Consider the following 13004-nt stretch of genomic DNA (forward strand, 5'->3'; position numbering starts at 1 on the left):
GGAACGGCCGAGGGGGATCGCGCCTCGTCCTGCCCCTCACAGGCCCGTGGAGCGGACGTGATCCCCAGGGGCAGCCCTCGTCTCCCCTCTCTGCCCGCCTCCCCGCACACTCCCGGGACGGGCACCCGGACCCCGGCGACTCACGCCGACGGGGCCGGATCGAGGAGAGGACGCGAAGCGATGCCGGACGGACGCGCTCAGCCGCATGTCGGACCGCTCAGGGGGCGGGGCCGGGGGGACGGACCCCGCCGCGAGACGGCCGAGAGCAGATCGAGAGCCTCGACCGCCCGCGCATCGCGGAGGACGAGGAGGAGAGCCGCGGACACGGCGACCACCGGCAGCACGGTCGCCGGGTATCGCCTCGTCCGGCTCATCGGGAAGGGCACGCGTTGCGAGGTGCACCTCGCGCGGCCCTGCCGCGCCGCGGACGCCCCGGGCGGTCTGGCGGACAACGTCGCCGTCAAGATCGTGCCGCAGACGGAGCGCAGCCGCGGCGAGGCGGAGGTCCTCGCGCTCCAGGCCGTCACATCCGAGCACGTCGTCGAGCTGCGGGATGTCGCCACGCTCTCCGACGGCAGCCTGTGCATCGTGCAGTCGCTCGGCACCCGCGGCACCGCGGCGGCCCTGCTCGGCCGTCGAGGCAGCCTCACGCCCGGGGAGACCGTGACCCTCGTGGCCTCCGTCCTCCGAGGGCTTGGCGACCTCCACGAGGCGGGCATCGCGCACGGGGCCGTCGACCTGACGCACGTGGTCATCGACGCCACGGGCCGTCCGATGCTGGGAGGGCTGGGGTCCTCCCGCATCGTCGCGGGAGAGGCGAGCGAGGAGGACCTCCGGGGTGTCGACCCCGTCGAGGAGGACCTGGGGCGGGTCGCGCGCATGGTGCAGGCCCTGCGCGACCCGGGTGACGCGCGCGGACGGGCGTCCACCAACAGGTGGGAGGCATGGCTGGCGCTCCTCGACGGAGCGATCCACGGGGAGGCAGACCTCACCGCCCACGACCTCGCTGACCGACTGCTCGACGTCGCCGATGCGGCACCGCTGGCCGACGCCGGCGGAGCCCGCCATGAGGAGGACGGGGTTCGTGCCCTGTCGCATGGAGCGACCCCCGTCGATGTCCGCTCCGACCTCGTCAGCGGCCGCGCTGCGCGTGTCACGGGACCCCGTCGCGCGCCGCGGCCATTCTCGCGCTCACATCGGAGCGCGCATCGCCGGCATCGGGCGGCGCGCGCTCCGCGGGCGGTCGACGTGGATGCACGGCTCACCGCGGTGAGGAGCGAGCTCGCGTCGGTCCGCCCGCGCATCTGGGCGCTCGGAGCGTCCGCGCTCCTGCTGCTGATCGCCGGCATCGTCGCCGTCCCCCTCCTCACCGGACCCGCCCGGGGAGCCACGGCAGAGCCCACGAGCACGCCGAGCCCCGCGGCGCCGGCTGACGCCGGCTTCGACGGGGACGTGGCACCGGCGTCGGACGGGGACGCGTCGCCTGCGTCGGACGCCGACGCTGCGACCTCGCCGGATCCGGGCATCGCCGCTCCCGCGCTCCTCCGCCTCCGGGCAGCCTGCCTGCACCGCGCCGATGCCACCTGCGTGAGCGATGTCGATGAGCCCGGCTCCGCCGTGGACGACGCGGATCGGAGCGCCATCGCCAGCGGTGGGAGCGAAGCCCCAGACGGCGCCGCGCTCCACGTCGCGGACGCCCTCGGCCCCGCTCGGAGGCTCGGAGACACCGCGCTCTTCGAGCTGCGTCCCGGATCGGAAACCCCGGCGGCGCGCACGAGCGAGTCAGCACCGGAACGGCGACCGGCCTCCCTCCTGATCGTCAGGGGGGAGGCCGGGTGGCGGATCAGGGATCTGATGGACGACCGGTGACGGTTGCCATGGGGTCCCGGACTGACCTAGATGCCGAGGTCGGCGTCGAACGCACCCGCCTCGAGGCGGTTCTTCACGGCGACGAGGAACCGGGATGCGTCAGCCCCGTCGACGATGCGGTGGTCGTAGGACAGCGCCAGGTAGACGGTGGAGCGGATGGCGATCGTGTCCTGCCCATCCGCCGTGATGACCACGGGCCGCTTGGTGACGATGCCGGTGCCGAGGATCGCGGACTGCGGCAGGAACACCACGGGGGTGTCGAAGAGCGCGCCCCGCGACCCGGTGTTGGTCAGCGTGAAGGTGCCGCCGGCCAGCTCGTCCGGCGACAGCTTGTTGTCGCGCGTGCGGGCGGCCAGGTCGGCGATCTCCGACGCGAACTGCGCCAGGTTCTTGCCCTCGGCGTTCTTCACGACGGGGGTCAGGAGGCCACGCTCCGTGTCGACCGCGATGCTGATGTTCTCGTGGTCGGGGTAGACGATGCTGTCGCCGTCGACCGTCGCGTTGACGACGGGGTACGCCTTGAGCGCCTCAGCGGCGGCGAGGGCGAAGAAGGGCAGGAATGAGAGCTTGACGCCCGTCTTCTCGAGGAAGTCGCCCTTCACACGGTCGCGGAAGCGGGCCACCTTCGTGACGTCGACCTCGACCACCGAGGTGAGCTGCGCGGTGGACTGCATCGACACGACGGCGCGGTCGGCGATGAGCTTGCGCATGCGGGACATCTTGGCGGTCGTGCCACGGAGCGGCGACGTCTCGAGGGGAGCGGCGGCGGGCGCGACGGGAGCCGAGGCGGTCGACGCGCTCTTCGACGCGGCGGCCTCGGCAGCGGCGAGCACGTCCTCCTTGCGGATGCGCCCTCCCACACCGGTGCCGGTCACGGAGCTGATGTCGACCCCGCGCTCGTTGGCGAGCTTCCGTACCAGCGGGGTGACGTAGCCCGCGTTGCCGGACGCCGCCGGAGCCGGGGCGGCGGCAGGCGTCGGAGCAGCAGGAGCGGGCGTCGGAGCCGCGGCCACGGGAGCTGCAGCCGGAGCCGCGGGAGCGGGGGCGGGGGTCGCCTCGGGAGCGGCGGTCTCCTCCTCGGCGGCCGGAGCGGGCTCGGGCTCGACGGGAGCAGGCGCCTCGGCGTCGTCGTCCGCCTCGGTGGAGGGGATGACGGTGTCCTCGACGGCCTCCTCGGTCGCCGTCTCCGGCTCCGCTGCGGCCGCGGGCTCCTCCGCGGGAGCGTCGCCCCCACCGGAGCCGTCGCCGATGCGCACCAGCACGGCGCCCACCTCGACGGTCTCGTCCTCCTGGACGAGGATCTCCTCGATCACGCCGGCGACGGGCGAGGGGATCTCGGTGTCGACCTTGTCGGTCGACACCTCGAGCAGGGGCTCGTCGACCTCGACGTGGTCGCCGACGTTCTTGAGCCAACGGGTCACCGTGCCCTCGGTGACGCTCTCGCCGAGTGCGGGGAGGTTGACGGATTCGCTCATGGGGTTGTCTCCTTCAGGCCCGACTCCGGACCCGGCTTGTATGTCGGTGATGGCAGGGTGCTACAGGGCGTGCAGAGGGGTTCCGGCGAGAGCCAGGTGCGCCTCGCCGAGCGCCTCGTTCTGGGTGGGGTGGGCGTGCACCAGGTTGGCGACGTCCTCGGGGTAGGCCTCCCAGTTCACGATGAGCTGGCCTTCGCCGATGAGCTCGCCGACACGGGCGCCGATCATGTGGATGCCGACGACGGGCCCATCCTGCACGCGGACGACCTTGATGGAACCGGCCGTGCCGAGGATGGAGCTCTTGCCGTTGCCGCCGAGGTTGTACTCGTAGCTCGAGACCTTGTCCGCGCCGAACTTCTCGGCGGCCTTGGCCTCGCTGTAGCCGACGCTCGCGACCTCGGGGTCGGAGTAGGTGACCTTGGGGATGTTGATGTCCTCGACGACGACGGGCTTGTTGCCCGCGATCTCCTCGGCGACGAAGATGCCCTGCTGGAAGCCGCGGTGCGCGAGCTGCAGTCCGGGGACGATGTCGCCGACGGCGTAGACACCGGGGACGCTGGTCTGGAGACGCTCGTCCGTGAGGACGAAGCCGCGGTCCGTCTTCACGCCCGCCTCCTCGAAGCCGAGCCCCTGGGTCGCCGGGCCGCGGCCCACGGCGACGAGCAGCAGGTCGGCGTCGTACGTCGTGCCGTCCTCGAGGGAGACGTGGACGCCCTGGTCGTCCTGGGTGACCGACTTGAAGCGCACGCCGAGCGAGAACGCGATTCCGCGCTTGCGGAACGCCCGCTCGAACTGCTTGCTGATCGACTCCTCCTCGTTGGGCACGAGGTGGGGGAGGGCCTCGATGATCTGCACGTCGACGCCGAAGGAGCGCCAGACGGAGGCGAACTCGACGCCGATGACGCCGCCGCCCAGGATCGCGACCTTCTTGGGGATGTAGTCGAGCTCGAGCGCCTGCTCGCTCGTGATGACGCGGCCGCCGATCTCGAGGCCGGGGAGCGTACGGGAGTAGGAGCCGGTCGCGAGGACGATGCTCTTCCCGGTGACGGTCTGGTCGCCGACCTGCACGGTCGTGGCGGAGGTCAGACGGCCCTCGCCCTCGATGACGGTGATGCCGCGGGCCTTGATGAGCCCCTGGAGGCCCTTGTACTTGCTCGCGACGATCGCCTCGCGGTACGCGTTCACGCGCGCGATGTCGACCCCGTCGAACGTGACGTTGACGCCGTACTTCTCCGACTCCCGCGAGACGTCGGCGACCTCGGCCGAGTGCAGGAGCGCCTTCGTGGGGATGCAGCCGCGGTGCAGGCACGTGCCGCCCAGCTTGCCCTTCTCCACGAGGCCCACGGTCTTGCCCAGCTGCACCGCACGGAGGGCGGCTGCATAGCCACCGCTCCCGCCGCCGAGCACCACCACGTCAAAGTTCTGTTCCGACACCCAGGATCTCCCTCGTATGCATCAAGGTCGTCTCATGCGACCGCCCGACCGGGCAGGCGCGGGACCCCCTCAGGAGGCCTCTCCGAGCCTACTACGCGCGTGAAAAACCCGCGGCCAGGGCCAGGAGCGTGCGGACCGCGACGCCCGTCGGGCCCTTCCCCGTGAAGCCGTGACCGCCGCCCTTGTTGTGCGACGGCCCCGCGATGTCGATGTGCGCCCACGGGATCCGCGGAGCGTCATCCGCGTCGCCGGTGCGACCGACGAACTCCTTGAGGAACACGCCCGCGACGAGCATGCCACCGGCGGGATTGCCGGGCTTCACGTTGGCGATGTCCGCGATGTCGGAGTTGAGGAGCGCGCGCATCTCGTCCGGGAGCGGCATGCCCCACATGCTCTCGCCCTGCTCGCGAGCGGCGTCGAGGAGGCGGGCGACGAGCGCGTCCTCGCCCATGACGGCGGAGTACCGCTCGCCGAGCGCGACGACCTGGGCGCCCGTCAGCGTCGCGATGTCGACGATGGCGTCCGGGTGCTCCTCGCTCGCGGCGACGATGCCGTCCGCCATGACGAGCCGGCCCTCGGCGTCGGTGTTGAGGACCTCGACGGTCGTGCCCCCGCGCATGCGCAGGACGTCGTCCGGGCGGATCGCGGAGCCCGAGGGCATGTTCTCGGCGATGCAGAGCCACGCCGTGAGGCGCACGGGCAGCTCCAGCCGCGCGGCCGCCACGACGACCTCGAGGATCGTGGCGGCGCCGGTCATGTCGTACTTCATGCCGATCATCGGCACGGCGGGCTTGAGGGAGATGCCGCCGGTGTCGTACGTGATGCCCTTGCCGACGAGCGCCAGGTGCCGCGTCGCGCCCGCGGGGGAGTAGGCGACCTTGACGAGCCGGGGCGGGCGCGTCGAGCCCTGACCGACACCGAGGATCCCGCCGAAGCCGTCGGCCGCGAGCGCCTCCTCGTCCCAGACGCGGACGTCCACGGGCAGCCCGGCCGTGCGCTCGTGGACAGCGTCGACGAACGTCGCGGGATAGAGGTCGAGCGGCGGGGTGTTGACGAGGTCCTTGGTGCCCGCCACCGCGCCGGCGACCGCGGTGGCACGCGCCACGGCCTCGTCGGAGTCATCGGCGGTCCAGGAGTCGCCCTGCGCGAGCACCGTGACGGCGGTGGCCCGCGGCTTCTGGCCCGCGAGCGAGTCCCGGCGGTACGCGTCGAAGGAGTAGGTCCCGAGGGCCGCGCCCTCGAGCACGGCGGTCAGCTCGACGAGCGAGGACACGGGGACGGCCACGGCGACGTGGGCGACGCCGCGCAGCTGGCGGGTGGCGCTGCCGACGGCGTAACGGAGCGCGACCGCGTCAACGGGCCCGGATCCCACGCCCACGAAGGCGATGGTGCGGGCGGCCGTCCCCGTCCCGGCGACGCGGACGACCTCGTCGCGGCCGCCGGTGACGCCGATGTCGGACAGGCCGTCCGCGTCGATCTCGAGGCCCTCGGGCGCGTGCACCCGGATCCCCTCCTTCTCGCTGGAGACGGCGACGACGAGCGCGTCCGCCTCCACGTCGACGGCACGGTCGGAGGACACGGAGAGAAGGGGGATGGTCATGGGCGACGAGCCTACCGACGTGCGCATGCGCCGCAGCCCGGAGCGCGGGGTCCTGACATCCGCGCGGATCACCGCGTCCGGCGTCCTGGGCGACCGTGTTCGCTCTCGGCGGCACGTGGCGGTCGCGGACAGGGAAGGCCCGTCGGAGGCGCGGCTTAGAGTGGATCCATGGCAGATGCGGACGGACTGTACGAGATCGACACCGACATCGGCGAGGTCCCGACCGGACTGCCCCTGGTCGCCGGGCTCACCGGATTCTCCGACGCGGGATCCGGCGTGTCCCAGGTCAGCGAGTACCTGCTGAGCACCCTGAGCCACCGCGACGTCCTGCGCTTCGACACGGACACCCTGCTCGACTACCGCGCACGTCGACCCACCATCTACTTCGACCAGGACCACCTCGCCGACTACCGTCCGGCCCGCCTGGCGCTCTACCTCGCGCACGACGAGATCGGTCAGCCGTTCCTCCTCCTCACGGGCTTCGAGCCGGACTTCCGATGGGAGGCCTTCACCGCCGCCGTCCTCGGCATCGTCGACCGCTACCGCGTCTCCACGACGACGTGGGTGCACGCCATCCCCATGCCGGTGCCGCACACGCGCGACATCAACGTCACCGTGAGCGGCAACCGCACGGAGCTCATCGACGCGCTCAGCGTGTGGAAGCCGCACACCCAGGTGCCGGCGAACGCGCTGCACCTGGTGGAGCACCGCCTGCACGACGCCGGCCATCCCGTCGCGGGCTTCGTGCTGCTCGTCCCGCACTACCTCGCGGACACCGAGTTCCCCCTCGCCGCGGTCGCCGCCCTGGAGAGCATCAGCGCCGCGACGGGCCTCATCTTCCCGACCGACCGCCTCCGCGAGGAGGGCCGCGACTTCGTGGGCCGCATCGACGAGCAGGTGGCGGGCAACCAGGAGCTGGCTCGCCTCGTCACGACGCTCGAGGAGCGCTACGACAGCTACATGGAGGACACGCCGCTCAAGTCGCCGCTCACCGACGAGGACGGCGCCCTGCCGACCGCCGACGAGATCGCCGCCGAGCTGGAGAAGTTCCTCGCACGCCGTCGCCCCGGCGACGGCGACGCGGCCTGACGCCCTCGAGCTGATCCGCGCGGGCGCCCTCGAGCGGCCGCGAGGACTGCGCGCCATCGGTATCGTCGTCCCGATGAGCACCTGCCGCGCCCGCCTGGTCCTCGGCGTCGCCATGGTGGCGTACCTCTCTTCCGTGCTGCAGCGCGGCTCCCTCGGCATCGCGTCCGTCGAGGCGGGGGACCGGTTCCACGTCTCGGCGTCGCTGCTCTCCACGCTGGCGGTCACGCAGCTCGTCGTGTACGCGGCGCTCCAGGTCCCGGTCGGCGTGCTGATCGACCGGATCGGCCCGCGCGCGCTCCTCGCGACCGGCGCGCTGCTCATGGTCGCCGGCCAGGTCACGCTGGCGCTGTCCACCACGCTCGAGGTCGCGATCCTGGGACGCATGCTGGTTGGCGCCGGGGACGCAATGACGTTCGTGTCGGGCCTGCGCCTCATCAACTCCTGGTTCTCCGGACCGCGCGTCCCGCTCCTGTCGCAGTGGTTCGCCAACGTGGGCCAGCTCGGGCAGGTGCTGTCGGCGATCCCGCTCTCGCTCGTGCTGCACACGGCGGGGTGGACGCCCGCGTTCCTCGGCTCGGCTTCCGTCGCCGTCGTGGCCTTCGTCGCGGTCGTCGCGGCAGCGCGCGACCGGCCGACAGGGGAGGCACCGCCCCCTCGCGTGCCGTGGGGCGACTCGATGCGGGAGCTCGGCCGGAGCCTGCGTCGGCCGGGCACGCAGCTCGGCTTCTGGTCGCACTTCGTCACCCAGTCGTCCGGCGCGGTCTTCAGCCTGCTCTGGGGATTCCCGTTCCTCGTCGACGGCCTGGGGTACAGCCCCGCGCTCGCATCCGCGCTCCTCATCGTGATCGTGGCCTCGGGGATGATCGTGGGACCCGCGATCGGGATCCTCACCGGGCGCTTCCCGTTCCGGCGCTCCAACCTCGTCCTCGGACTCGTCGCCATGATGGGCGCGGCCTGGGCGGTGCTGCTCCTCTGGCCGGGCGTGCCGCCGCTCGCGGTCGTGGTGCTCGTGGTCGTGGCGATCGGGATCGGCGGGCCCGGGTCGCAGGTCGGCCTCGACTTCGCGCGCACGTTCAACCCGCCCCGCAGCCTCGGCGCCGCGTCAGGGATCGTGAACGTCGCGGGATTCACCGCGAGCTTCACGATGATGCTGCTCATCGGGGTCGCGCTCGACGTGCAGGACGGGATCCGGGTCGCGGGCGGAGCGCCGAGCGACCTGTACGCGTTCGACTCCTTCCGGGTCGCCTTCGCCGTGCAGTACATCGTGGTCGGCTTCGGGACGCTGATGCTGCTGCGGACCAGGCGCCGGACGCGACGCCTGCTGGCCGACGAGGGAATACGGGTGGGGCCGCTGTGGGTTGCCTACCTCGACAGGCGACGCCGACGCCGCGCGTGACGCCGGCCCGCACACTGACCGCATTGGCTCGCCCACGCGCGCATCCGTGCAATAATCAGGTACGGACCCGTTCATGTCCTGCAACTCGCATCACCTCGGTGGTGGCGTCATCTCGGTGGCGCACGAGCAGCGGACTTGACATGGGTCCTAGCAATGTCCGAAAACAACCCCGACCCACCTCCGGCAGGTCACCCCGCAGCAGCATCGCGGAGCGCGCGACCGGTCGTCGTGGGGACGAAAGGTGTTCGCATGGCCACCCCCTCCACCCCGTCCGCCACCCTGGACGCGGCTTCCGCGACCGACACGGCCGACGACTCCGCGACGGGTGAGGCGAAGGCACCCGCGAAGCGCGCCCCCGCCCGCAAGACCGCGGCCGCGAAGGCACCCGCCGCCAAGACGGCGACGGCGGCGAAGGCCCCGACGAAGGCCGCCGCCGCCAAGGCCGCCGCAGCTGAGGCAGCGGCAGCCGAGGCCGGCGAGACCGTCTCGGCCGATGCTCCCGCGGCCGCCAAGGCGCCCACCGCTCGGGCCAAGGCCGCAGCCGCCAAGAAGGCCGCCGTCGCGTCCGGTGACGCCGCTCCGGCGAAGGCCCCGCGCAAGACCGCCGCGAAGAAGACGGCGACCTCGGGGTCCGGAGAGGCGTCCGACGACGATGCCGAGGAGGTCGTGGTCCCCGTCGCCGAGGACGACACGGATGACGAGGCCGTCGAGGATGGCGCGGCCAAGCCGCCCGTCGTGCTCGAGCCGCTCCCCACCGGCGCCATGGTGCTGTCGAACAAGGAGGAGGACGAGGACGTCCCCGTCTACTCGACGACCATCACCGGGGCCACGGCGGATCCCGTCAAGGACTACCTCAAGCAGATCGGCAAGGTCGCGCTGCTCAACGCCGCCGAGGAGGTCGAGCTCGCCATGCGCATCGAGGCGGGGCTCTTCGCCGAGGACAAGCTGGCGAACACCCCCGGCATCTCGCGCGAGCTCGAGCGCGAGCTGCGCTGGGTCGCACGCGACGGCCAGCGGGCGAAGAGCCACCTGCTGGGCGCCAACCTGCGCCTCGTGGTCAGCCTCGCCAAGCGCTACACGGGTCGTGGGATGCAGTTCCTCGATCTCATCCAGGAGGGCAACCTCGGCCTCATCCGCGCGGTCGAGAAGTTCGACTACACCAAGGGCTTCAAGTTCTCCACGTACGCCACGTGGTGGATCCGCCAGGCCATCACGCGCGCCATGGCCGACCAGGCGCGCACCATCCGCATCCCGGTGCACATGGTCGAGGTCATCAACAAGCTCGCACGCGTGCAGCGTCAGATGCTGCAGGACCTGGGCCGCGAGCCCACGCCCGAGGAGCTGTCGCGCGAGCTCGACATGACGCCCGAGAAGGTCATCGAGGTCCAGAAGTACGGCCGTGAGCCCATCTCGCTGCACACGCCGCTCGGCGAGGACGGCGACAGCGAGTTCGGCGACCTCATCGAGGACACCGAGGCGGTCGTCCCCGCGGACGCCGTGGGCTTCACCATGCTGCAGAAGCAGCTGGAGTCGCTGCTCGACTCGCTCTCGGAGCGGGAGGCCGGCGTGATCCGCATGCGCTTCGGCCTCGGCGACGGCATGCCGAAGACCCTCGACCAGATCGGCGACACGTTCGGCGTCACGCGCGAGCGGATCCGCCAGATCGAGTCGAAGACCATGGCCAAGCTCCGCCACCCGTCGCGCTCGCAGTCGCTGCGCGACTACCTCGAGTAGGCCGTGCCCCTGCGCCTCGCCGTCGCCGCGGGACGGGCCGCCCGCTGGGCCGCCCGTCTCCGCGGCGGCGGTTCCGCCGTGCCCGGCGTCGTCGCCCTCCGCCTCGAACCCCGCTTCCTCGAGCGCACCATCGCGGACCTGCCGCACGGCGTGGTCGCCGTCACCGGCTCCAACGGCAAGTCGACGACGACCCACATGCTCACCGCCGTGCTCCGCGCGCATGGTCTCCGCGTCTTCACGAACCCGTCCGGCGGCAACCTGCCCCAGGGGATCGCCTCCGCGGTGCTCGCGGACGCCGACGCGTCCGGTCGCCTCGACGCCGACGTCGCCGTGCTCGAGATCGACGAGGCCTACGGCGTCGCGCTCTCCGCGCTCCTGACGCCGCGCACGGTGCTCCTCCTCAACATCCAGATCGACCAGCTGAACCGGTTCCACGAGCCGGACCGCGTGGTGGGCATGCTCGAGCGGATCGCCGGCACGGCCACGGAGGCCGTGGTCGCCAACCGGGACGACGCGCACGTCAACGCCATCGCCGCGCACACCGCGCGGGCCGGCCGGGCGGACGTCGACTGGTTCGGGGTATCCGAGGAGCTCCTGGTCGACAGCAAGAACGGCTTGGCGTCCGCCCCGCGGTTCGGCTCCGAGGATCCCGACCCGGTGCACGTCACGGCCGGCGTCGAGGCCGTGGCGCTGTCGGGTCGCGATGCGGTCTTCCGGCTTCCGTCCGGCGACCTCCCCGTGACGCTCCCGTCGCGCGGCCTGCACTACGCCGTCGACGCCGCGGGCGCGCTGGCGACGGCCCGGCGCGTCCTCGGCGATCGCTTCGACCCCGCTCGCGCTGCACAGGGCCTGGGGTCGGTGGCCGCGGTCTACGGACGCGGCGAGATGCTGCGCGCGGGCGACGAGGACATCGAGATCATCATGATGAAGAACCCGGCGAGCCTGCAGATGAACCTCGACGCGCTCGGCGACCCGCCCGAGCAGCTGCTGCTCGCCGTGGACGACGGCACCCCCGACCCCTCCTGGATCTACGACACGGACCTCTCCGCGCTCACGCACGCTGACGTCGTCTCCGGCACGAAGGGGTACCAGCTCGCCGTGCGCTTCGGGTACGAGGGCCTCGAGGTCGGCCGGGTCGAGCCCGACCTGCGCCGCGCCGTGCAGGCGTTCCTCGCCATGGAGAAGCCGTCCCGTGGGGTCAAGACCATGATCGTGAACTACGAGCAGATGATGGCGATCCGTCGCATCCTCGGCTACACGGACCTCGAGGGAGGACCCGCGTGAGCGACGCCCTGCGCATCCTGCACCTCTACCCCGAGGAGCTCGGCATCAACGGCGACCGCGGCAACGTCACCGTGCTCGTCGAGCGCGCGCGCATCCGCGGGATCAGCACGGAGGTCGTCCGGCACGCCCCGGGTGGCGGGGACCCGGGCGACGCCGACCTCGTGGTCATCGGCTCCGGGCCGCTCACTGCGCAGCGCGCCGTCCTGCCCGACCTCGTCGCGCACGCCCCGCACCTCGTCGCGCTCCAGGAGGCCGGCGTCCCGCTCCTCGCGGTGGGCGGCGGCCTGCAGCTGCTGGGGGAGTCCGTGCGGCTCATCGACGGCGGCGAGCTCGTCGGCGCCGGCGTCCTGCCGGTGCGCACCACGCTGACGGCCGAGCGCCGCGTGGGCGACCTCGTGCTCGACACGTCGGAGGGCGAGGTCGTGGGATACGAGAACCACGGATCCACCCTCGACATCGGCGAGCACGCTCCGCTCGGGACGGTGCGCGCGGGCTTCGGCAACGGCGGCCAGGGCGGCGGGGAGGGCGTGCGCGTCGGCGCGTCCATCGGCACGCACCTCGGCGGGCCCGTCCTCGCGCTCAACCCGAGCCTCGCGGACGAGCTGCTGTCCGCTGCCCTCGCACGGCATGACCGCGAGCTGCCCGCCGACATCTCGGGGACGCTCGACCGGTTGGATGCCTGGGCGCGCGAGGCTCGGGCGACCGTGGTGGCCCGACCCGCGCACTACTGACGCGTCGCGGCCGCCCGGCGGCCGCATCCGGACATGACGAAGGGCGCATCCCCAGCGGGGATGCGCCCTTCGTGGTGCGTCGGCCGGAGCCGGCGCGAGTCGTCCTAGGCGCGCTCGTCGAGCAGGCGGCTCGACTCGTCGTGCCAGCTCGTGGCGATGGCCGACAGCTTCTCCTGGTACTTCTTGCCGTGGTGGGCGCAGAAGAGGAGCTCGCTGCTGTTCACCTCGACGCGGATGTACGCCTGGGCGCCGCAGCTGTCGCAGCGGTCGTTGGCGGTGAGCTGGTGGTTGTCGAGCTCGTCCACGGGACGCTCGGTCGCGGTCGGTGTCATGTGATGCTCCCCTCCGGGTCGGGTCTGGTCGAGCCGAATGGATCAAGTAGACCACGAGCT

Annotated in this window: 10 protein-coding genes; 6 read left to right on the top strand and 4 right to left on the bottom strand. The window is 72.3% G+C overall.

Annotated elements, in window-relative coordinates; all coding sequences use genetic code 11:
- Positions 1-180 precede the first annotated feature (180 nt).
- Entirely contained in the window at positions 181-1869 is a 1689-nt protein-coding gene (locus KYT88_RS08505; protein ID WP_043586863.1) for a protein kinase domain-containing protein, read from the top strand.
- A gap of 26 nt (positions 1870-1895) precedes the next feature.
- On the opposite strand, the gene sucB is transcribed toward KYT88_RS08505, so the two are convergent.
- From sucB to KYT88_RS08520, 3 genes are all read right to left on the bottom strand, one after another.
- On the bottom strand, positions 1896-3344 hold the full coding sequence (sucB, locus tag KYT88_RS08510) for a 2-oxoglutarate dehydrogenase, E2 component, dihydrolipoamide succinyltransferase (protein ID WP_043586862.1): 1449 nt from the start codon (positions 3342-3344) through the stop codon (positions 1896-1898).
- A 60-nt stretch (positions 3345-3404) separates the two neighbouring features.
- Complete coding sequence (lpdA, locus tag KYT88_RS08515; protein WP_043586860.1) at positions 3405-4778, bottom strand: dihydrolipoyl dehydrogenase; 1374 nt, start codon at positions 4776-4778, stop codon at positions 3405-3407.
- A 91-nt stretch (positions 4779-4869) separates the two neighbouring features.
- Complete coding sequence (locus KYT88_RS08520) at positions 4870-6378, bottom strand: leucyl aminopeptidase (RefSeq protein ID WP_043586858.1); 1509 nt, start codon at positions 6376-6378, stop codon at positions 4870-4872.
- A gap of 168 nt (positions 6379-6546) precedes the next feature.
- On the opposite strand from KYT88_RS08520, the gene KYT88_RS08525 reads away from it, so the two are divergent.
- From KYT88_RS08525 to KYT88_RS08545, 5 genes are all read left to right on the top strand, one after another.
- Complete coding sequence (locus tag KYT88_RS08525; protein WP_012038332.1) at positions 6547-7467, top strand: proteasome assembly chaperone family protein; 921 nt, start codon at positions 6547-6549, stop codon at positions 7465-7467.
- Between the two features lie 73 nt (positions 7468-7540).
- Positions 7541-8863 carry an MFS transporter gene (locus KYT88_RS08530; RefSeq protein WP_043586856.1) on the top strand — a complete coding sequence of 441 codons (1323 nt, stop codon included), beginning with the start codon at positions 7541-7543 and terminating at the stop codon, positions 8861-8863.
- Between the two features lie 249 nt (positions 8864-9112).
- Complete coding sequence (locus KYT88_RS08535) at positions 9113-10597, top strand: RNA polymerase sigma factor (protein ID WP_043586855.1); 1485 nt, start codon at positions 9113-9115, stop codon at positions 10595-10597.
- A 3-nt stretch (positions 10598-10600) separates the two neighbouring features.
- Positions 10601-11881 (top strand): MurT ligase domain-containing protein, encoded by a 1281-nt coding sequence (locus KYT88_RS08540; RefSeq protein WP_043586853.1) that lies wholly within the window; start codon positions 10601-10603, stop codon positions 11879-11881.
- The gene (locus KYT88_RS08545) at positions 11878-12612 is read left to right on the top strand and encodes a type 1 glutamine amidotransferase (protein WP_043586851.1); all 735 of its coding nucleotides are present in this window, start codon (positions 11878-11880) and stop codon (positions 12610-12612) included. The genes KYT88_RS08540 and KYT88_RS08545 overlap by 4 nt, the downstream gene beginning before the upstream one ends.
- Positions 12613-12716: 104 nt before the next feature.
- Here KYT88_RS08545 and KYT88_RS08550 read toward each other — a convergent pair whose 3' ends face one another.
- Positions 12717-12944, bottom strand: a complete 228-nt coding sequence (locus KYT88_RS08550) for a DUF7455 domain-containing protein (RefSeq protein ID WP_012038337.1) — start codon at positions 12942-12944, stop codon at positions 12717-12719.
- Between the last annotated feature and the right edge of the window lie 60 nt (positions 12945-13004).

This window comes from Clavibacter sp. A6099, assembly GCF_021919125.1.
Lineage (GTDB): Bacteria > Actinomycetota > Actinomycetes > Actinomycetales > Microbacteriaceae > Clavibacter > Clavibacter seminis.